Raw genomic sequence first — 19,165 nt, forward strand, 5'->3', positions numbered from 1 at the left:
GATCCGCCTCCCGGTGGAACGACGCGCCCCTCGGGGGCGCGGGGCAGTGTCGGTCAGCGGCTGCGCCGCGGGGCGCGCCCGGTGTCGGTTCAGGCGCCCACACGGCGGCTCACCACCCGGTACAGCCCGTAGAGCCCCACGGAGATCGCCACGTTGACCACGGCGACGACGCACGCGCCGGGGTAGTCCGACTCCAGGATCGCCTTGCCGTACACGAGCATCGGCAGCGTCGTGACGCCCTTGGCGCCGGTGAAGAGCACGATCCCGAACTCGTTGAGGCACAGGACGAGGACCAGCGAGCCGCCGGCGGCCAGCGCGGGCAGCGCCTCGGGCAGGATCACCTGCCGCACGATCCGCGCGGGCCGCGCCCCCAGCGACGAGGCGACCTCCAGCTGGGCCGTGTCCACCTGCGAGAACGCGGCGAGCAGCGGCCGCATCACGAACGGTGTGAAGTACGTGATCTCGGCGAGGAGCACGCCCCAGGGCGTGGCGAGGAACTGGAAGGGCCCGCTCGCCGCGCCGGTGACGTCCGTCCACAGCCCGTTGGCCATGCCGACCTGCCCGTAGACGAACAGCAGCGCCAGCGTGATGAGGAACGAAGGGAAGGAGAGGAACACGTCGATGAACTTGGCGACGGCCTTCCCGCCGGGGAACGGCACGAACGCGATGACCAGCGCGAGCACGAACCCGAGGACGAGGCAGCCGGCCGTCGAGCCGACCGCGAGCCACACCGTCGTGCCGAGCGCCTCCCGGAACGCGGACGAGGCGAACACGTCGGCGTACGGCTGGAGCGAGGTGCCGCCGGTGTCGGGGCGCAGCGACTGCTCGACGACGAGGTAGAGGGGGTAGAGGAAGACCACCGCGAGGGCGGCGACGGGCGGCAGCGCCCACACCCGACTCGCCGTCCTCGTACGGGGCTTCGTGGTCGTCTCGACCGGTGCGGTCAGCGTGGTGCTAGCCATCCTCGGCCACCCCCGCGGCGAGCAGCACCGCGTCCTCCGGCGCGAAGTGCACGGTCACCCGCTCCCCCAGGGCGGGCGGCTCGCGCAGTTCGCGGAGGTCGGCCTTGACCCGGTGCCCGTCCACGTCGACGTACAGGCGGTGGGTCGAGCCGCGCCACTGGACCTCGGCGACCTCGCCGGTGAGCGAGTTGGGTCCGTCGCCGAGCCCGACCAGGTGCGGGCGGACGCACAGCGTGGCGGTGGCCCCGGCCGCGACGCCCTGCGCGGGCACCGTCAGCTCGGCCTGCCCGAAGGAGACCGTGCCCTTCTCGCCCGAACCCACCGTCACCGGAAGGAGGTTGGCGTTGCCGACGAACGACGCCGTGAACTCGGTGCGCGGCCTGCGGTACAGCTCCTGCGGTGTGCCGACGTCCTGGAGCCGGGCCCGGTCCATGACGGTGATCCGGTCGGCCAGGGTCAGCGCCTCGACCTGGTCGTGGGTGACGTAGAGCATGGAGACGTCGGGCAGCTCGCGGTGCAGGCGGGCCAGTTCGGCGAGCATGCCGGAGCGCAGCTGCGCGTCGAGCGCGGACAGCGGCTCGTCGAGGAGGAGCACGCCCGGCCGGATGGCGAGGGCGCGGGCGATCGCGACGCGCTGCTGCTGGCCGCCGGAGAGCTCGCGCGGGTAGCGCTTGGCGTAGGCGGCCATGCCGGTCAGTTCGAGGGCCTCGGCGACCCGGCCGGGTATCTCGCCCTTGGGGACCTTCTGGGCCTTCATCCCGAAGGCGACGTTGTCCTCGACCCGCATGTGCGGGAAGAGCGCGTACTGCTGCACGACCATGCCGATGCCGCGCTGGTGCGGCGGCAGGTCGGTGACGTCGCGCTCCCCGATGAGGACGCGCCCGGACGTGGGCCGGACGAATCCGGCGACCGCGCGCAGGGCGGTGGTCTTGCCGGATCCGGACGGGCCGAGGAGGGCCATCACCTCGCCCGGCTCGACGGTCAGGTCGAGGGAGTCGAGTGCCACGGTGCGGGCGCCTCCCCCGCCGTACGCGACGGACACCCGGTCGAACCGGATGCCGCTGCTCCGTTCCGCCATCAGCCCTCAACTCCCCTGCGTTCCGTTTCTCTCACGGCGACCACGCTCCTCGGGACGGGTGTCCCGTACCGGTCCGGACGGCAACGGGACGGTGAACGCGCACCCAAGGTTGGCCTAGACCCGTTACGCTTCCGTTATCGACGGATGTCGGTCGTGGTCAACTGGCAGGCAGGGAGGCCCGGTTAACGCCCGTCGCCGCCCAAACGCGTGGTGAACGAGAACCGGTCCCCCCGGTAAAGCGTCCGCACCCGCTCGGTCGGCCGGCCCGCCGTGTCGTACGAGACGCGGTGGATCAGCAGCATCGGCAGGGCGGGCGGGGTGCCGATGAGCAGCGCCTCGCGCGGCGTCGCGAGCACGGTCTCGATGCGCTCGTCGGCCGAGCCGAAGTCGATCCCGAGGCGTTCGTGGACGTACGAGTAGAAGGACGAGTCCGGGTCGAAGTCGGCGTCGAGGCGCGGCATCCGCTCGACCGCGACGTAGGTGGACTCCAGGCCGACCCGCTCGTCGTCCGCGAGCAGCACGCGCTCCATGTGCCAGACCGGCTCGCCGCGCTCCAGGCCGATCTCGGCGGCGAGCGCGGGCGGGCACGGGAAGCGGTCGAGGCCGATCAGGTTACGGCCGGGCCTGCGGCCCTGGCGACGCACGCCCTCGGTGTACGAGGCGAGGGACAGCGGCTGCTCCAGCTTGGGGCCCGCGGCGACGGTGCCCCGGCCCTGCCGCTTCAGCCGCCCTTCGAGCAGCAGCTCGCGCAGCGCCTGGCGGACGGTCTCCCGCGACACCGCGTACCGCACGGCGAGGTCGCGCTCGGTCGGCAGCGTCTCGCCCTCCGCCAACTCGCCGATGAGAGAACCGAGTTGGGCCTTCACCGCGTAGTACTTCGGGATGCGGCCGTGCTCGGGGATGCCGTCGCGCACGGGGGCGCCGGGGGCCTGGTCGTTCGGGTAGTCCACGCAGGGATGGTCGCAGACGCCGGTGAACAGGCTTTTCCCGTCCCCTTCTGAAGTCCGGAGTCCGAAGTCCGAAGTCCGGAGTCCGGGGCGCGGCGCCCGGTCTCAGCGCCTCCCGGGCCGAAGCCGCCGGGAGGCCGCCACCAGGGCCGCGCCGCACAGGAGGAGGCCGCAGGCGGCGGCGCCCAGGCCGCGCAGGGCGTCGGGGCCCGTCTTCGCGAGCTCGTCCCGCAGGCCCGGGAGCGTGCCGTCGCCGGTCTCGTCCTCGCTGCCCGCGATGTCGAACGGGTAGTCGTTGGACTCCCCCACCCAGTCGCCGTCGTCGGCCCTGCGCTGCACGACGGCGGCGGTCGCGACGACGTGGCCGGGGCGGGCGGCCGAGGTGAACGCGAGCCGCGTCTTGACGGTGAGCGTCTGGCCGGGAGCGGCCGAGAAGCCGCGGAAGCCGTCGTCGAGGACGCCCACGTTCTCGTCCTGGTCGGTCCGCTCGAAGGACACCGGCCGCCAGCGCGTGCCGTCGAAGAACTCCAGCCGGATCTGCGCGGGCCGCAGCGTCCGCCGCCGGTCGACGAGGACGACCACCGGGTGGATGTCGCCGCAGGTCTCGTCGGTCGTGTTGGTCAGCTCCAGCGACCAGTTCTGGTGGCCGCCGCCCGCCCGGTACGCGTCCCGGCCCGGGTGGATCCGGGCGCCGATCGGGAAGTCGGGGCTGCCCGGGGCGACTTGGCAGGCGGACGCGCGGTGCGCGGCGGGGACGGGGGCCGCGCCGGCGAGGGTGACGGCGGTCGCGGTGATGCCGAGGGCGAGCGTTCGGCGCAGTCGCATGAAGGGCCCTTGCTGGTCGCGGAGTCGGCCGACGACCACGGTCCCGCGGGCGTCGGCGGTGGTGGCCGAGGAATCTGCCACCCGCCCGCGGCCCGACCGGCACGCCACGCCCCCCGTACGGCCCGATGGCCGCGGAAAAAACGCTCAATCAGATAACTTTCGCCCGGTTCCGGTTGGCGGGCAGGGCGGCGTCCCCGCGCCCGAACAGCGGCGCCAGGATCAGCTGCGCGGCCCCTTCGACGACGAGCGTGGCGCCGCCCGGCGCGGCCCGCACCGGTATCACCCGGCCGCCCCCGCCGCGCCGCGCCCGCGCGTCCAGCACCCGGCCCACCCCGCGCACGAACCGCTCCTCGGCGGCGGACACCGTACGGCCGCCGAGCAGCACGGCGTCGATGTCGAGCAGCCCCACCAGGTTCCCCGCACCCTCGCCGAGCACGCGCGCCGCCTCGTCGGTCCCGCGTTCGGTGCCGGCGGCGACCGCGGCGAGGCAGAGCGCCTCGATGCAGCCGCGGTTGCCGCAGTCGCAGGCGGGGCCGTCCAGCTGGATGACCTGGTGGCCGAACTCGCCCGCACCGGTGCGCGCACCGCGGTACAGGGCGCCGCCCAGGACGAGTCCGGCGCCCAGCCCGGTGCCCAGGTGGAGGTAGGCGAAGGAGCGCTCGCCGTCGCCCGCGGCGCCGTCGAGGGCGAGTCCGAGGGCCGCCGCGTTGGTGTCCTTGTCGACGACGACCGGCAGGCCGAGCCGCTCGGCGAGGGCGTCGCGCAGCGGGAAGCCGTCCCACTGCGGGAAGCCGGTGACCCGGTGCAGCACTCCGTCGGTGTGGTCGAGCGGCCCCGGCACGGCGACGCCGGCGCCGAGCACGGAGGCGCCGCCCTCGCCGTCGCCGAGCAGCGCGTCGACCTCGCGGGCGGCGGCCGCGAGCACGGTGTCGGCGCCCGCGCCCAGGTCGAGCGGGGCGCGCCGGGACGCGACGACGGCGCCGGTCAGATCGGTCAGCACGGTGCGCAGCTCGTCCCGGTCCAGGTGCAGGCCGACCGCGTGCCCGGCCCCGGCGACCAGGCGCAGCACGGTGCGGGGCTTGCCGCCGGTGGAGGCCCGGCGGCCGGCCTCGACGACGAGCCCGTCGCCGCGCAGCCGGCCGGTGATCTTGCTGACGGCCTGCGGGGTGAGACCCGTGCGCTCGGCGAGCTCCAGACGGCTGATCCCGGCCTCGCCCGCGGTGCGCAGCAGGTCGAGCACGAGCGCGGCGTTGTGGCCGCGCAGGGCGGAGAGGTTGAAGCCCGCGGTGGTCCTGGCGGGCGGGACGTGGCTGTTCACCGGCCCATTGTCCCTCCCGCTTGCACTTTGGCAACACCGTTGCTTAAGTGGAGGCATGACTGGTACGAGTGCTCCCCTCCGTGTGGGCCTGGTCGGCTACGGCCTGGCAGGCTCCGTCTTCCACGCCCCGCTGATCGCCGCGACCGAGGGCCTGGCCCTGGACACGGTGGTCACCTCGAACCCGGAGCGGCAGGCCCAGGCCCGCGCCGAGCACGGCGACGCCCTGCGCTTCGCCGCCTCGCCCGACGAGCTCTGGCAGCGGGCGGACGAGCTCGACCTGATCGTCATCGCGTCGCCGAACAAGACGCACGTGCCGATCGCCACGGCGGCCCTCAAGGCCGGTCTGCCGGTGGTCGTCGACAAGCCGGTGGCGGGCACGGCGGCCGAGGCCCGGGAGCTCGCGGCCCTCGCCGACGAGCGCGGTCTGCTGCTGTCGGTCTTCCAGAACCGCCGCTGGGACAACGACTTCCTGACCCTCCACAAGCTCCTGGCCGACGGCGAGCTGGGCGACGTGTGGCGCTTCGAGTCGCGCTTCGAGCGGTGGCGCCCGCAGCCCAAGGGCGGCTGGCGCGAGTCCGGGAACCCGGAGGAGATCGGCGGTCTCCTCTACGACCTCGGCAGCCACGTCGTCGACCAGGCCCTGGTCCTGTTCGGCCCCGCCGCCTCCGTGTACGCCGAGTCGGACGTGCGCCGCCCGGGCGCCGGGGCCGACGACGACACGTTCATCGCGATCACCCACGCGAACGGGGTCCGCTCGCACCTGTACGTCTCCGCGACCACGGCCCAGCTCGGCCCGCGCTTCCGCGTCCTCGGCTCGCAGGCGGGCTACGTCAAGTACGGCCTCGACCCGCAGGAGGCGGCGCTGCGCGACGGCAAGCGCCCGGCCGCGGGCGAGCCGTGGGGCGTGGAGGGCGAGTCGATGTGGGGCCGCGTCGGCTCCGGCGAGTCCCCGCTGACCGGCGGCGGCCGCCCGCTCGCGACGGTCGACGGCGACTACCCCGCGTACTACGCGGCCGTGGCCGCCGCCCTGCGCGACGGCGCCCCGAACCCGGTGCCGGCCACCCAGGCCGCCGCCGCGCTCGACGTCCTGGAGGCGGCCCGCCGCTCGGCCCGCGACGGTGTGACGGTGACCCTGTGAGCACGGAGCCGAAGGCCGCCCCCGACATCCCCGCCCTGGAGGACCAGGAACGCCGCCTGACCCTCGCCTCCTTCACGCACGACGACGCCTGGCGCCTCGGCACGCTCCTGGTCGAGCTGTCCCGCGAGCGGCGGGCGCCGGTCGCGATCGACATCACGCGCGGCGGCCAGCAGCTGTTCCACGCGGCGCTGCCCGGGTCGACCCCGGACAACGACGCGTGGATCGCCCGCAAGCGCCGCGTGGTGGAGCGCTATCACGCCTCCTCGTACCTGGTCGGCAGCCGTTTCCGCGCCAAGGGCACGACGTTCGAGGACTCCTCCCGCCTCGACCCCGACGTGTACGCGGCCCACGGCGGCGCCTTCCCGGTCACCGTGCGCGGTGCCGGGGTCGTCGGCGTCGTGGTGGTCTCCGGTCTCCCCCAGGTCGAGGACCACGCGCTGGTCGTGGAGGCGCTGGAGCGCTTCATCGGCGAGGGCTGACGCCCCGCTGCCTGCGCACCGCGAGGACGGTCGCCGCGCCCGCGGCGACGGTGACCGCGGCGATCCCGCCGAGCACCGCGGCTCCCTCGGAGGAGCCACCGGTCTCGGCGAGTTCACCGCCACCACCCGTGCCACCGCCCGAACCGCCGCCGCTCACTCCCCCGTCCCCACCGCCGCCGGTCGTGCCCGGCGTGCTGTCGGAGGGCGAGGGGGTGGGCGGCTCGGTGCTGCCCGAGGGCTCCGGGGTGGGGCTCGGTGAGGTCGGCGTCGGGCTGGGACTCGTCGGAGTGGGCGTGGGGGTGGGCGTCGGCGTGGGCGTCGGCGTGGGGGTGGGACTGGCGTCGTCACACGTCGGCAGGTCTCCGACGAACGGGTAGGCGTGGATCTCCTGCCCCCCGCCGCCCAGCGGATCCGACGCGTGGGTGAGGGAACCGGCCGTGTAGAAGCGTCCGTTGAAGCCGGACATGGTCACCAGCGCCGTACTGGCGGGGTTGCCGATCAGGGCGCTGCCGGAGAACTGCGTGGTGCCGCTCAGCGTCACGTCCGTCGCGTCCGGGAAGTTCCACAGCAGCCGGTCGCGCAGGTCGGCCGGGAGCATCGCCTCGTACGAGTTGATCTCCCGCGCGTCCCCGTAGACGTTCACGAGGACGGTGGCCCCGGCCGGGATGCCGTCGAACCGGAAGCCGGCCTGCCCGCCGGTCGTGCTGACCATGTCGAAGTCGACGTCGAAGATCTGGATCGGTGAGGTGCCGTCGCCGGTGAAGACGGTGGTGCTGCCGTCGTTGACGGCGGTGCCGGTGGGGGTGCGGTGGGCGCCGTCCACGTACGCGTAGCAGTGGCTGGCGTCGGTGAGCTGCCCGCGCAGTGCCGAGTAGGGCGCGACCGCGTCGGGGTCGGCGGCGGTCCGCGTCTCCACGGAGCCGTCGAGCGTGCCGCCGTACCGCACGACGCCGCTGGCGCTGGCGTCCTCGACGGCGAGCCGCTCGCCGGCGTCGATGGTGACGTTGCCGCCGGCGGTCAGGAAGTCCGTGCCGTCGTCCGGCGGCACGCGCGAGCCGACGCCGGCGACGCCGACGTTGTAGATCTGCGAGACGCCGGGGTCCTTGTCCTGGTCGTAGTCCCCGAGGATGACGACCTTGCCCTCGGCCTCGGCGGCGGACCGGCGGACGGCCATGTCGCCGCCCACGAAGATGTTGATGTTGTTGTCCCGGCCGGCCAGGGGCCCGTTGTGCGGGTCCGGAAAGGGATCCGGGCAGTTGCTCCCGAGACACGGCCCGAGCCCTCCGGGCAACGGATCGGCGAACGCGGTCCCCGCCACGACACCCACGACGACCAGAGCGGCCGAAGCGACACCGACGGACACCCGAGCGGAACGAAGCAGTGCGCACATTTCTCCCATATACGCACTATCGGAACACCCCGCCGGATCCCCCCACAGACACGCACAGGGCGCCCCCGAACGGGGGCGCCCACAGCGTCGCCCCAAAGGGGCGCGGGGAACGGCGCGAGCAACCACAACAAACCCGCACCCACCCCCGAACGCCACACACAACGGCGCCAAGGGGCGCGGGGAACGGCGCGACCAGCCCCCACCGCCCCGCACCTACAAACAACCCCCACGCCCGACGGCGATCAAACCCCCACCCCCAGCGGAGCGCTTACGCGTCTTTGAGGTCCTGCCTCTGCCGCCCCAACCCCTCGATCTCCAGCTCCACCACGTCCCCCGACCGCAGATACGGCTTGGGCTCAGGCCTCCCCATCGCCACCCCCGCCGGCGTCCCCGTGTTGATGACGTCACCCGGGTACAGCGTCATGAACTGGCTCACGTAGCGCACCACTTCCGCCACGGAGAAGATCTGGTCGGCGGTGGAGCCGTCCTGCTTCAGTTCCCCGTTCACCCACAGCTTGAGGCCGAGCGCCTGCGGATCGGGCACCTCGTCCGCGGTCACCAGCCACGGCCCGAGCGGGTTGAACGTCTCGCAGTTCTTGCCCTTGTCCCACGTGCCGCCGCGCTCGATCTGGAACTCGCGCTCGGACACGTCGTGCGCCACCGCGTACCCGGCCACACACGCGAGCGCGGCCTCCTGGGACTCGACGTAGCGGGCCGTACGTCCGATCACCACGGCCAGCTCCACCTCCCAGTCGGTCTTGGTCGAGCGGCGCGGCACGAGCACCGTGTCGTGCGGCCCGACCACCGTGTCGGCGGCCTTGAAGAAGACGACGGGCTCGGCGGGCGGCTCGGCGCCGGTCTCCCTGGCGTGGTCGTGGTAGTTCAGGCCGATGCACACGACCTTGCCGATGCGGCCGACCGGCGGTCCGATGCGCAGGCCCGCCCCGTCAAGGGCGGGCAGGTCGCCGGAGGCGGCGGCCTCCCGGATCCGGCTCAGCGCGGCATCGTCCGCGAGCAGCGCCCCGTCGATGTCCGCGACCAGGTCCGACAGGTCGCGCAGGGTCCCTTCGGCGTCGAGGAGCGCAGGGCGCTCGGCTCCGGCGGGACCGACTCGCAGCAGCTTCATTGGGGTAACTCCCTCTGAACTAGGAGAAGCCTCCATGGCCAGGTGCGGCCTAAGCCATCGGAGGTCTGGTCGATCCTCCAAGTTCGGCGTCCAGTCCGCAATACCCCGTTCACGGACTGGACCCGGCGACCCGGCGACCCGACGCCCCGCCGCCCCGGAACTCCGCTACAGGACGGGCGCGGCCGCAGCGGCCCCGGCCGGCATGTCCCGGTAGAGCACGGCCCGCTCGATCGCGCTCCAGGTCGTCGACGTGACGACGTACAGCGCGGCGGCGAGCGGCACCACGGCCACCGAGAACAGCGTCATGAACGACATGAGCGGCATGAACTTGCTCATCGCCGCCATGCCGGGCACCTGCTGGTCGCTGCCGGCCGACTGCGCGGCGGACAGTGCCATCTGCTGCTTGGTCCGCCGGTAGTTGAAGGTGGCGACGGCGGCGACGAGCGCGAACAGCACCACGTACACGAGGCCCTGCGCCCCGAAGGGCCCGCCGTGCGCGAGCGCGTCGGTGAAGCGTCCGCCGAGTTCGGCGGAGCCGAGGGTGTGGCCGAGCAGGGCGTTGGGCTCGCCGCCGATGCTGCGGCTGGAGAACAGGTGGTAGAGCAGGAAGAACGCCGGCATCTGGAACAGCATGGGCAGGCAGCCCGAGAGCGGGGAGACCTTCTCCTCGCGGTGCAGTTCCATGATCGCCTTCTGCAGCGCCTCGGGGTTCTTCCTGTGCTTCTTGCGCAGCTCGGCGATGCGCGGCTGCAGCTTGAGCCGCTCGCGCTGGCCGCGCGCCCCGGCCCGGGAGAGCGGGTGCACGAGGAGCCGTACGAACGCGGTGAACAGGATGATCGCGGCGGCGGTCGCCGAGCCGTGGAACAGCGGGTCGAGCAGGTCGGCGAGATGCTCGACCAGGCTGGCGAAGACGGACATGAACGACGACATGGGTGAGCCCTCCGGGGGTCTCGTCGTGCCGGAATCGACGCACGGGCAGGCGTGCGCGAGGAAGGGATTTCGGCGTGACGGACTGCGTGGGCCCAGCGCCCGTGGAGGGGTGGGTCAGCAGGCCGTCGGGACGGGACGTCCCGGTGCTCGGGGCCTGGTGCGCCCCTTGGCGTCGGGATCGCGCTGCGGGAGGAACGCGGTGCGTTGCTCCCGGTCGCGGATCGCGGTGCGCACTCGGGCCGGCGGCACGGCGGTCGCGCTGCGCGCGGCGAGCAGGGAGCAGACGGCGAGCGCGGAGCCCGCGGCGGCGGTCGCGGCGAGCGCGACAGCCCCGGCGAGGCTGCCGGTGTCGACGAGGACGGCCTGGACGAGGAGGAACAGCAGCAGCGCGACGGGGCGCAGGGTCGTGGACCAGCTGCTCGTGCGCGTCATGGGCTCCTCCTCTCCTTCTGCCCGATTCGGGTGTTCCTGCCAGTTATACAGGCTCGGTCACCACGGGCTGAAGCAGGCGCCGGGGTTCGAGGAGCGCGCGACTGACCGGATCGGCGGGGTCCGGGTCGAGTCCCTCGCCCGGCAGCATCTCGACCTCCTCCAGCGGGACAAGGCCTCCGCAGCCGGTGCACTCCCCCACGATCCCGAGCGGGGAGCCGCACGTGACGTGCCGGAACTCACGCATCGGCGCGGTCCCGGGAATGCCCCGCCCCCACGCGCCGAGCGCCCGGAGCGCCGGCCACAGCTCGCGGCCGCGCTCGGTGACGACGTACTCGTCGCGCGGCGGCGACTCCTGGTAGCGCTGCTTCTCCAGGACCCCGGCGGCGGTGAGCGCCTGGAGGCGGCCGGCGAGGACGGCGCGCGGGATGCCCAGGTGGACGAGGAAGTCGTTGTAGCGCCGCACGCCGTAGAGCGCGTCGCGGACGACGAGGAGCGTCCAGCGCTCGCCGACGATCTCCAGCGCGCGGGCGATGGAGCACTCCTGGGTCGCGTAGTCCTTGCCGAGAGCCATGCCCCCCACTGTAGCCACTTTCCCCCTTCTTGGTTCAGTGACCGAACCTACCGTGCTACGGTCCTGTCACCGTTCAAGTTCAATCACTGAACCTACCGATGAACCGACTTCTGGATGGCCGACCCATGTCCCAGCCCGTCCGTACGGAACCAGCCGTCGTACGCCCCTCGGCAGCCACGGCCACGGCGCCCCGCCCCGCCGCCACCCTCGCCGTCACGAGCGCCGCCACGGCCGTGGCCCTGATGACGTACACCGCGCCGATGGTCACCCTCGGCGACACGGCCGCGTCCCTGCACACGGCGCTCTCCTCGCAGGCGTGGCTGCTGAACGGCGCCCCGCTCGGCCTCGCCGCGCTGCTCCTCGTCGCGGGCAGCCTCGCCGACGACTACGGACGGCGCCGCGCCTTCGTCCTCGGCACCTTCGCCCTCGGCCTCACGACCGCGCTCGGCGCCCTCGCCCCGAACACGCTGCTGTTCACGCTCGCCCGGATCGCGCAGGGCGCGGCGTCGGCGGCGATCCTGGCCGCGAGCCTGGGCCTCCTGGTGCACGCGTTCCCGACCCCGGCGGGCCGGGTACGGGCCACCGGCGTGTGGGGCGCGTTCGTCAGCGGCGGCATCGCGCTCGGCCCCGTCGTGTCGGGCGGCGTCGCCGACCTCGCCGACTGGCGCTCCGCGTACGGGGTGCTGGCCGCGGCCGCCGTCCTGGTCGCCCTCCTCGCGCCCCGGGCCCTCACCGAGTCCCGCTCACCGCGCGCGGGCCGCCCCGACCTGCCCGGCGCCCTCGCCCTGGGCCTCGCCCTGGTCGCCCTCCTCGCCGCGCTCACGCTCGGCCGCGACGGCTGGCTGCGCGCCCCCGTCGGCGTACTCCTGCTGGCGGCCGCCGTGCTCCTGACGGCGTTCGTGGCGGTCGAGCACCGCAGCGCGACGCCGATGCTCGACCTCTCCCTCCTGCGCCGCCCCCTCTTCCTGGCCTCCACGGCGGGCGCGCTCTTCACCGGCCTGTCGGTCATCGCGCTCTTCAGCTACGTCCCGACGCTCGTCCAGCGCACGATGGGCGTCACGCCGATGGGCACGGCGGGACTGTTCGTGATCTGGTCCGGCACGTCGTTCGCCGTCGCCCTCCAGGCCCGGCGGCTCGCGGGCCGGGTGTCGCCGCGCCACCAGCTGGCCGTGGGGTTCGCGCTGCACGCGCTGGCGGTGGCGACGATGCTCGGCGCGGCGGGCTCGGGCGAGTGGACGCGCCTGCTGCCGGGGCTGGCGATCTCCGGCGTCGGCAGCGGACTGCTCAACGCGGCGCTCCCGCTGCTCGCCGTCGAATCGGTGCCGGCCGGCCGCGCCGCGATGGGCTCGGGCGCCAACAACACGGCCCGCTACATCGGTTCGGCCGCCGGCGTCGCCCTGATGATCGCCCTCGCCACGTCCACGGGCACCTCACGGCACGCCCTCGACACGGGCACGAACACGGCGCTGATCGTCTCCGGCGCCCTCGCCCTCGCCGCGGCGGCCCTCCTGCTCACCCTGCGGGAACGGCGTCCGGCTCGCTGACCGGATCCCGGGCCAGCACCTCGCTGTCCGGCCGCGCGTCACGGTCGGCCGGGCAGGCGTACGTCACCGCGAGCGTGACCGCGAGGTTGGCGGCGAGCGCCACGATCCCGGCGTTCACGCCGAACACCGGATCGTGCCCGCCGAACACCAGCCCGCACACCACCCCGACCCCCACGACCAGCCCGCTCACGGCCCCGACGAAGCTCAACCGCCGCCACAGCAGCCCCACCAGCAGCATCGGCACGAGCTGCGCCATCCCCTCGTACGAGATGAGGGAGAGCCGTACGAGGGTGTTGGGCGCGGCGTACGTCAGGACCAGGGCGACCGTCCCCGCGACCACGACCACGAGCTGCGACCAGCCCTTCAGCGCCTGCGACGAACCCCGCCAGCGCGGCACGAGCGAGAACACGCTGCTCCCCCACATCGTGCCGATGACCAGCATGAACACGGCCATCGGCACGATCGACGACAGCGCGGCGGCGACCCCGGTGATCCCCACCGCCCAGGCGGGCAGCGAGTCGACGACGAGCTTGAACAGGGCCAGGTTCGAGTCGGCCCCGGTCAGCCCCGGCACGACGAACAGCGCCGCCATCCCGAGGAACATGGGCACGAACAGCAGCACGTTGTAGGCGGGCAGCCAGATGGCGTTGCGCCGCAGCCCGTCCGCGCTGCGCGCGCCCAGGTAGCCGGCGACGGTGGTCGGGAAGATGACCACGGTCAGGGCGTTGAGGAACGTCGTCGTCGCGAACCACGCCTGCCCGTACGGGGACCCGCCGCTGCCCGGCAGCGTCAGCCAGGCGCTCTTCTCCGCGACGATCCGGTGCAGGAAGTCCCCGTACCCGTCGAAGTAGTGCACGGGCACGTAGAGGGCGAGGAACGCGAGCGTGACGATGACGAGCAGGTCCTTGAGCACCGACACCCAGGCGCTCCCGCGCAGCCCGCTCACCACGACGAACCCGGTGGTGACGGCGAAGCCGATGAAGTAGGCCCAGTTCAGGCTGATCGCGCCGTACGAGATGGTCGACACGACGACGCCCATGCCGGTGATCTGCAACTGGATGTACGGCAGCAGGAACACGGTGACCAGCATCGCGACGGCGGCGCCGAGCCACGGCCTGCGGTACCGGTGGGCGACCATGTCGGTGATGGAGACGAGCCCGTGCCGGCGCGCGTACGCCCAGAGCATGGGTCCGACGACGTAGCCGACGGCGTACCCGCACGACATGTAGGCGACGACGTACAGCACCGGGGCGCCGTAGTTGTACCCCCACCCGGCCGCGCCCAGATAACTGAAGCTGGTGTACCCCTCGCCGGCCATCAGGACCCAGATGAACACGGCCCCCAGCGACCGCCCGCCCACCGACCACTCGGCGAGCCCGCCGCCCCGGCCCTTGCCGCGCACGGCGAGCAGCCCGAGGGCGACGGTGACGGCCATGAAGACGCCGAAGAGGGTGGTGGCGACGGCTCCGTCACTCATGAGCGGCGCTCCTTGAGCCTGCGGTCCCCGCGCCAGGTCAGCCACACGGCGACGGGCGTGACGAGCGTCGCGGCGAGCAGCCACGCGAACAGGAACGGCAGCCCGAGCACGACGGGCTCGACGCGGTTCACGAACGGGAGCGCGCCGATGTACAGCACGAAGGGCACGAGGAGCCAGAGCAGGTGGGGCCGGTTGATCACGAGGAAGGAGCCTAACGGGGCCGCATCGAGCTCAGCTTCCCCCACACCACGAGCCGGTACTTGGACGTGTACTCGGGGGTGCAGGTGGTGAGGGTGATGTAGTACCCGGGCTCGTCGTACCCGGCGGACGGCACGACACGACTGCGCGGCACGGGTCCGATCACGCCCCCGTCACCGGGGGCGGTCTGCGCGAGGCTCCTGTCGACGGTGTACGTGTACGTGGCGCTCCTGGTCTCGACCGTCAGCGTGTCGCCGCGGCGCAGCCGGTTGATGTAGCGGAACGGTTCGCCGTGGGTGTTGCGGTGCCCGGCCAGCGCGAAGTTCCCGGCGCGGCCCGGCTGGGCGGTGCCCGGGTAGTGCCCCACGTAGCCGTGGTTGAGGACGTTCGGCTTGCTGACGCCCTGCGCGACGGGGGCCCGCAGGCCGAGGCGGGGGATGGAGAGGATGGCGTAGGCCTGGTCCCAGTTCGGGCGGGGCGCGGCGGCGGTGCGGCGGGACTGCGGCGCGGCGCGCGTGCCTCCGGTGCCTCCCGTGCCTCCGACGGCGGGATCGTCGTCGGCCCCGCCCGCCGGGGTGGACCCACCGCCGCTCGACGGCTCCTCCCCCTGCGTCTGTGGCTGCCCCCACTCCCGCTCAAGGGACCGCACCTGCCGCTCGGCCCCCGCCTTGGCCTCCCGGTTGGTCCACCACAGCTGGTGCACGACGAGCAGCAGGAGGACGAGACCGAGGGTGACGGCGGCCTCGGCCCCGGTCCAGAGCAGCCGGACACCGGGCGACCGCACGGGCCGGGCGGGGCGGTGCCCGTGGGCCACGATGCTGGGTCGCCGGTCGTCGTGATCGTCCGTACGCGTACGCTGCGGCACGCGCGCAAGATAGATCGCACACCGCCAACTCGCCATGCCCACGCGCAAATTGACGACACCTTGCCTCTCCCTCGCCTCCTCATGGGTCAACGGAGCATGATCAGCCGACTCGACTCGCGCACGCGCTGACGGACAAGACGGGCGGCGGCGCCCGCCTGAGCCCACCCGGGCGACCGGTCCGGAATCCTGACCGGTCCGGAATCCTGACCGGTCCGGAATCCTGACCGGTCCGGAATCCTGACCGGTCCGGATTCCTGACCGGGCCCGATGGGGGCGGTCCGCACGCGGGCCCGCGGCAGTACCGTGTCCTCCATGCGCCCCGACACGCCTGCCACGCCCGCCGAGAACGATCGCGCCGACCACGTCGCGGAAGCCGAGCGCCTGGAGCGCACGGCGGCGATGTACCCCGAGGACGCGGAGCAGCTGCTCCTCCAAGCCGCCGCCCACTACGAACTGGCCGACGCCCGCGAGCGCGCGACCGCGCACTACGACGCCCTGCTCGCCTCCCCCGACGTCCAGGCCCCCGCCCTGGTCCGCGCCCTCAAGGCGGCGAACCTCTGGGAGTACGGCCACGAGGCCGAGGCCCGCGCCATCATCACGGGCATCCGCACGACGGCTCCGCGCGAACCCGCGCCCTGGGTGATCGCGGCGGAGTCCCTCGAATCCCACGACGAGCTGCAAGAGGCGCACGACACGTTCACGGAGGCGCTGGAACTCCTGGTCCCGGCCGCGGAACGGGCCCCGGGCTCCCCGTCCCCCCTCCCCCGGCACCCCCTCCTCCTGGGCCGGCACCGCGTACGCCGCCTGATGGGCGCGCCGCACGACGAGTGGGACGCCCTGGCCGACGAGGCGAACCGCACCGCGGTCTCCCTCGACGAACTCCACGACCCGAAGCGGCTGTGGGCGCTCGGCTCGGAGAACCCGGCGGAACTCCAGGCCGAGATCACCCGCCTGCGGGCGGAGTTGGGCTCGTACCGGGAGGCCCTCTCCCGCCCGTTCCCGGTGGCGGTCCTGCACTGGTCCTCGACGGAGTACGCGGAACTGATCGCGGCGTACCCGTCCCTGACCTCCGAATACCCCTCCTACGAGGCTCACTTGGCGTCGATAGAGGAGGCGTTGAGGGAACTGTCGGCGTCGGGCACGGGCAACCTCGGCATCGTCACGGGCACGGTCCCGTCCTACGAGGCCTTCGCCGCCTCGGAGGCCTCGTCACCGAGCGAGGCGTCGCTGCTGCCGCAGTACGCGACGACGCTGGCGGCGCGGGGGCGGGCGGTTTCCTGGCCGCCGGAGGCGGACGCGGTGTGTTGGTGTGGGTCGGGGAGCGCTTATGGGGCGTGTCACGGGAGCACGGGCTGAGCCTGCCGGTGAAAGTCGCTCGCACGCGATGGCGGTCCTAGCGAGGCATCGCTAGGACCGCCAGCAATTCAAGCTACCTCCCCAATAGCGGCTCGGATCGGCCTTATCTGAGTACGGATACTCAGGCCCGATTTGAGTGATCGCGCGGACGTTACGCAGCGCAACCGCCCCGTAACGTCACAACGGCAGCCTCATAGGTCACACGGGCCTGACATGGCGCTCCCTCGGGCACACAGCCCGGGGCACGGGGAGGAGACCACGGATGGCGTGGGACGAGTGGGAACAGCTCAAGGCCAGCCACATGCAGATGAACAGTCTCCAGGGCGAGGGGGGCTACCCCGGGACTTCCGGCGAGGGCACCGGTGGCGGCGGAACGCTGAAGCACAAGGGCGGCCCGTGGACGAAGGCAGCCGCCGCAGCCGACGAACTGCAGACCAGCACGATCACCGCTCGGGTCAACCTGCGCTCCGCCCATGAGGGTGTCACCACCGGCCTCGCCGGACTGGCCAGCGCGACCGCCCTCAAGTCGGTCCTCACCTCATGGAACGACCGGCTCGGCCGCGTACGTGACGAATGCGGAGCCCTGGAGCCCAAGCTCCGGCAGGTGGCTGTGGACCTCGGTGAGGTGGACGCCCAGGTCGGCGACAAGAGCAGGGCAGTGACCGTGCCTGGCACCCGAAGGGGCGAGTAGGCGATGACCACGACCTCCGCCCTGACCTGGCAGCAACTACGGGACCTTCAGCTGTCCGAGCTGACAGATGCCGTCGACGGCTGGTCCGCGGCCTCCAAGTTCGCCGATCACGCGCGCGAACGCGTCGACGCCGACATGAGCAGCAAGCTCACCAAGACCCAGGACAGCGACTCGGCACGCTCCGCCGTGAAGCGGCTGAAGCGACTCAGCGACAACTATCACTACGTCCACACCGAAACCGGCCTGATCCGCGGAACGTTGGAGGGCCTGGCCACCGAACTCGAAGCGCCGAGACGGCAGCTACGCGCCGCGCTGGACGACGCTTTCGTTCTCGGGTACACGGTCAACGCGAACGGCAGCATCGACTACCCGGCCGGGGGCGAGAACAGCACCACCGGAGAGCAGATCCCCGGCGGCACGGCGCTGGGCAACAACGGTCTCATCGGTCCCGGCAACGATGGCCTCTACCGCGACGGCACCGGGAAGTACGACCCTGGAACGGGACCTGCCTCCCCGGGACTCAAGAGCCCCAACCCGCACCGCGCCAAGGCCCAGGACGTTGCCGACCGCATCGCTCACGCCCTCCGGGAAGCACGGGAGATCGACGAGCGCTACAGCTCGGCGCTCAACAAGCTCAAGGCCGAACCCGGCCTCGCCGTCAGCACCAAGACGTGGGCGAACGTAGCCAAGGACGTTGACGCAGTCGAGAACGCTGCCCGGCAGTACCTGGCGGATCAGGTGCTGGACAAGTCACCGGCCGAGCGCAAGGAATGGTGGGATCACCTCAGTAAGGAGGAGCGCCAGGAGTACATCGCGTCCTTCCCCGACGTGATCGGCAACCTGGACGGCATCCCCGCTACGGCCCGAGACGAAGCGAACCGAGAAAGTCTTCCGCTGGTGATCGCCAGCCTGGAAGGGCAGACCGCCGACGGCGCACAGGACAAGCTCGCAGGGCTGAAGGGCATCCAGGCGAAGCTGTCCCAGGACTCGCACCCGCCCATGTATCTGCTGGGGATCGGCACCGAGGGGAACGGTCGGGCCATCGTCAGCTACGGCAACCCCGACACCGCACGGAACGTGTCCTCGTACGTCCCGGGCCTCGGCACGACTCTCAACGCGGACTTCGCGGATGACACTGTGCGCCGCGCCTACCAGACCGCGAAGGGCGCCCAGAGGTACGACCCGTCCAGCGCCTCCATCGTCTGGTTGGGGTACGACGCACCGGGGTTCAAGGACGTCATGTCGACGACCGACGCGGACAACGGCGCTCCCGCCTACAACTCCTTCATGGACGGCATCCAGGCGACCAATGAGAACAAGGACCCGCACATCACCGCGATCGGGCACTCCTACGGTTCGCTGACCGTCGGGACAGCCGCACGACAGGACGGCGGGATCCCCGGGGCTGATGACGTCGTGCTGCTCGGCAGCCCCGGAACCGGAGCCCAGAGCGCCTCGGAACTGAACGTCGGCAAGGGGCACGTGTTCGTCGGCTCTGCCGACAATGACCCCGTGACGAAACTGCCGTCATTGACGGACGTACTCACTGGTGCAAGCCCTGCCGTCAGCGTGGCCACAAAGGGAGACGACCAGATCTGGTTCGGTAGAGACCCTGCGAGCAAGGGCTTCGGAGCAATCAGGATGGAGAGCGGCGACGGTCCTCTGCCCGTACTGTCCGGTGACGGCGCAACTCCCGCACATTCCGGATACTTCGATCCGCAGCGCAATCCCTCAGCAGCAGACAACATCGCTAGGATCGTCGCCGGCCACTCAGACTCGATCACGACAGAGGCTCCGCGGTGAAATCTCTCCCCACTCGGATCGTCATTTCCACCCTC

Annotated in this window: 19 protein-coding genes; 6 read left to right on the forward strand and 13 right to left on the reverse strand. The window is 72.5% G+C overall.

The window, feature by feature from the left end:
• Positions 1-89: 89 nt before the first annotated feature.
• The 5 genes from RBJ77_RS52755 to RBJ77_RS52775 form a co-directional block, all read right to left on the reverse strand.
• The gene (locus tag RBJ77_RS52755; RefSeq protein ID WP_372351483.1) at positions 90-962 is read right to left on the reverse strand and encodes a 2-aminoethylphosphonate ABC transporter permease subunit; all 873 of its coding nucleotides are present in this window, start codon (positions 960-962) and stop codon (positions 90-92) included.
• Positions 955-2,040, reverse strand: coding sequence for an ABC transporter ATP-binding protein (locus RBJ77_RS52760; protein WP_372351484.1), 1,086 nt, complete (start codon positions 2,038-2,040; stop codon positions 955-957). Before RBJ77_RS52760 ends, RBJ77_RS52755 begins: the two co-directional genes overlap by 8 nt.
• Before the next feature lie 182 nt (positions 2,041-2,222).
• Positions 2,223-2,990 carry a GntR family transcriptional regulator gene (locus tag RBJ77_RS52765; protein ID WP_372351485.1) on the reverse strand — a complete coding sequence of 256 codons (768 nt, stop codon included), beginning with the start codon at positions 2,988-2,990 and terminating at the stop codon, positions 2,223-2,225.
• A gap of 102 nt (positions 2,991-3,092) precedes the next feature.
• Positions 3,093-3,812 (reverse strand): hypothetical protein, encoded by a 720-nt coding sequence (locus RBJ77_RS52770; protein WP_372351486.1) that lies wholly within the window; start codon positions 3,810-3,812, stop codon positions 3,093-3,095.
• A gap of 148 nt (positions 3,813-3,960) precedes the next feature.
• Positions 3,961-5,187, reverse strand: coding sequence for an ROK family protein (locus RBJ77_RS52775; RefSeq protein ID WP_372351487.1), 1,227 nt, complete (start codon positions 5,185-5,187; stop codon positions 3,961-3,963).
• On the opposite strand from RBJ77_RS52775, the gene RBJ77_RS52780 reads away from it, so the two are divergent.
• Both RBJ77_RS52780 and RBJ77_RS52785 read left to right on the forward strand, forming a co-directional pair.
• The gene (locus RBJ77_RS52780) at positions 5,186-6,268 is read left to right on the forward strand and encodes a Gfo/Idh/MocA family oxidoreductase (protein ID WP_372351488.1); all 1,083 of its coding nucleotides are present in this window, start codon (positions 5,186-5,188) and stop codon (positions 6,266-6,268) included. The genes RBJ77_RS52775 and RBJ77_RS52780 overlap by 2 nt on opposite strands.
• A complete protein-coding gene (locus RBJ77_RS52785; RefSeq protein ID WP_372351489.1) occupies positions 6,265-6,747 on the forward strand; it encodes a heme-degrading domain-containing protein in 483 nt (160 codons plus the stop codon). The genes RBJ77_RS52780 and RBJ77_RS52785 overlap by 4 nt, the downstream gene beginning before the upstream one ends.
• Here the strand turns inward: RBJ77_RS52785 and RBJ77_RS52790 are convergent.
• The 5 genes from RBJ77_RS52790 to RBJ77_RS52810 all read right to left on the reverse strand — a co-directional run bounded on the left by RBJ77_RS52790 (position 6,731) and on the right by RBJ77_RS52810 (position 11,196).
• Complete coding sequence (locus RBJ77_RS52790) at positions 6,731-8,110, reverse strand: choice-of-anchor A family protein (RefSeq protein WP_372351490.1); 1,380 nt, start codon at positions 8,108-8,110, stop codon at positions 6,731-6,733. The two genes, RBJ77_RS52785 and RBJ77_RS52790, sit on opposite strands and share 17 nt — an antisense overlap.
• Positions 8,111-8,405: 295 nt before the next feature.
• Positions 8,406-9,263: a fumarylacetoacetate hydrolase family protein gene (locus tag RBJ77_RS52795; protein WP_372351491.1), complete on the reverse strand. Its 858-nt coding sequence runs from the start codon at positions 9,261-9,263 to the stop codon at positions 8,406-8,408.
• A gap of 165 nt (positions 9,264-9,428) precedes the next feature.
• A complete protein-coding gene (locus RBJ77_RS52800; protein ID WP_372351492.1) occupies positions 9,429-10,193 on the reverse strand; it encodes a YidC/Oxa1 family membrane protein insertase in 765 nt (254 codons plus the stop codon).
• A 114-nt stretch (positions 10,194-10,307) separates the two neighbouring features.
• Positions 10,308-10,625 carry a DUF6412 domain-containing protein gene (locus RBJ77_RS52805; RefSeq protein ID WP_372351493.1) on the reverse strand — a complete coding sequence of 106 codons (318 nt, stop codon included), beginning with the start codon at positions 10,623-10,625 and terminating at the stop codon, positions 10,308-10,310.
• Positions 10,626-10,668: 43 nt separating this feature from the next.
• Positions 10,669-11,196: a winged helix-turn-helix transcriptional regulator gene (locus RBJ77_RS52810; protein WP_372351494.1), complete on the reverse strand. Its 528-nt coding sequence runs from the start codon at positions 11,194-11,196 to the stop codon at positions 10,669-10,671.
• 125 nt (positions 11,197-11,321) lie between these two features.
• Here RBJ77_RS52810 and RBJ77_RS52815 point away from each other — a divergent pair, with 125 nt between their 5' ends.
• Positions 11,322-12,740, forward strand: coding sequence for an MFS transporter (locus RBJ77_RS52815; RefSeq protein WP_372351495.1), 1,419 nt, complete (start codon positions 11,322-11,324; stop codon positions 12,738-12,740).
• Here RBJ77_RS52815 and RBJ77_RS52820 read toward each other — a convergent pair.
• Genes RBJ77_RS52820 through RBJ77_RS52830 form a run of 3 tightly spaced genes read right to left on the reverse strand, consistent with a single transcriptional unit; the run spans position 12,709 to position 15,232 of the window.
• Positions 12,709-14,217, reverse strand: a complete 1,509-nt coding sequence (locus tag RBJ77_RS52820; protein ID WP_372351496.1) for a sodium:solute symporter — start codon at positions 14,215-14,217, stop codon at positions 12,709-12,711. The genes RBJ77_RS52815 and RBJ77_RS52820 overlap by 32 nt on opposite strands.
• Positions 14,214-14,417 carry a DUF3311 domain-containing protein gene (locus RBJ77_RS52825; protein WP_372351497.1) on the reverse strand — a complete coding sequence of 68 codons (204 nt, stop codon included), beginning with the start codon at positions 14,415-14,417 and terminating at the stop codon, positions 14,214-14,216. Before RBJ77_RS52825 ends, RBJ77_RS52820 begins: the two co-directional genes overlap by 4 nt.
• Positions 14,418-14,428: 11 nt before the next feature.
• A complete protein-coding gene (locus tag RBJ77_RS52830; protein ID WP_372351573.1) occupies positions 14,429-15,232 on the reverse strand; it encodes a class E sortase in 804 nt (267 codons plus the stop codon).
• Positions 15,233-15,592: 360 nt separating this feature from the next.
• Here RBJ77_RS52830 and RBJ77_RS52835 point away from each other — a divergent pair, with 360 nt between their 5' ends.
• From RBJ77_RS52835 to RBJ77_RS52845, 3 genes are all read left to right on the forward strand, one after another.
• Positions 15,593-16,636 (forward strand): SEC-C metal-binding domain-containing protein, encoded by a 1,044-nt coding sequence (locus RBJ77_RS52835; RefSeq protein WP_372351498.1) that lies wholly within the window; start codon positions 15,593-15,595, stop codon positions 16,634-16,636.
• Between the two features lie 262 nt (positions 16,637-16,898).
• Complete coding sequence (locus RBJ77_RS52840) at positions 16,899-17,327, forward strand: amino acid ABC transporter permease (RefSeq protein WP_372351499.1); 429 nt, start codon at positions 16,899-16,901, stop codon at positions 17,325-17,327.
• 3 nt (positions 17,328-17,330) lie between these two features.
• Entirely contained in the window at positions 17,331-19,130 is a 1,800-nt protein-coding gene (locus tag RBJ77_RS52845) for an alpha/beta hydrolase (RefSeq protein WP_372351500.1), read from the forward strand.
• The last annotated feature ends 35 nt before the right edge of the window (positions 19,131-19,165 follow it).

The sequence above is a fragment of the Streptomyces sp. KL116D genome, from assembly GCF_030766975.1.
In the GTDB taxonomy this organism is placed as follows: Bacteria; Actinomycetota; Actinomycetes; order Streptomycetales; family Streptomycetaceae; genus Streptomyces; species Streptomyces longispororuber_A.

What these genes read in the sequence shown, in the direction of transcription:
- RBJ77_RS52780 (WP_372351488.1), top strand. Translation starts at nt 5,186, where the DNA reads ATGACTGGTACGAGTGCTCCCCTCCGTGTGGGCCTGGTCGGCTACGGC.
- RBJ77_RS52760 (WP_372351484.1), bottom strand. Translation starts at nt 2,040, where the DNA reads ATGGCGGAACGGAGCAGCGGCATCCGGTTCGACCGGGTGTCCGTCGCG.
- RBJ77_RS52820 (WP_372351496.1), bottom strand. Translation starts at nt 14,217, where the DNA reads ATGAGTGACGGAGCCGTCGCCACCACCCTCTTCGGCGTCTTCATGGCC.
- RBJ77_RS52800 (WP_372351492.1), bottom strand. Translation starts at nt 10,193, where the DNA reads ATGTCGTCGTTCATGTCCGTCTTCGCCAGCCTGGTCGAGCATCTCGCC.
- RBJ77_RS52840 (WP_372351499.1), top strand. Translation starts at nt 16,899, where the DNA reads ATGGCGTGGGACGAGTGGGAACAGCTCAAGGCCAGCCACATGCAGATG.
- RBJ77_RS52835 (WP_372351498.1), top strand. Translation starts at nt 15,593, where the DNA reads ATGCGCCCCGACACGCCTGCCACGCCCGCCGAGAACGATCGCGCCGAC.
- RBJ77_RS52775 (WP_372351487.1), bottom strand. Translation starts at nt 5,187, where the DNA reads ATGCCTCCACTTAAGCAACGGTGTTGCCAAAGTGCAAGCGGGAGGGAC.
- RBJ77_RS52815 (WP_372351495.1), top strand. Translation starts at nt 11,322, where the DNA reads ATGTCCCAGCCCGTCCGTACGGAACCAGCCGTCGTACGCCCCTCGGCA.
- RBJ77_RS52795 (WP_372351491.1), bottom strand. Translation starts at nt 9,263, where the DNA reads ATGAAGCTGCTGCGAGTCGGTCCCGCCGGAGCCGAGCGCCCTGCGCTC.
- RBJ77_RS52770 (WP_372351486.1), bottom strand. Translation starts at nt 3,812, where the DNA reads ATGCGACTGCGCCGAACGCTCGCCCTCGGCATCACCGCGACCGCCGTC.
- RBJ77_RS52845 (WP_372351500.1), top strand. Translation starts at nt 17,331, where the DNA reads ATGACCACGACCTCCGCCCTGACCTGGCAGCAACTACGGGACCTTCAG.
- RBJ77_RS52810 (WP_372351494.1), bottom strand. Translation starts at nt 11,196, where the DNA reads ATGGCTCTCGGCAAGGACTACGCGACCCAGGAGTGCTCCATCGCCCGC.
- RBJ77_RS52805 (WP_372351493.1), bottom strand. Translation starts at nt 10,625, where the DNA reads ATGACGCGCACGAGCAGCTGGTCCACGACCCTGCGCCCCGTCGCGCTG.
- RBJ77_RS52755 (WP_372351483.1), bottom strand. Translation starts at nt 962, where the DNA reads ATGGCTAGCACCACGCTGACCGCACCGGTCGAGACGACCACGAAGCCC.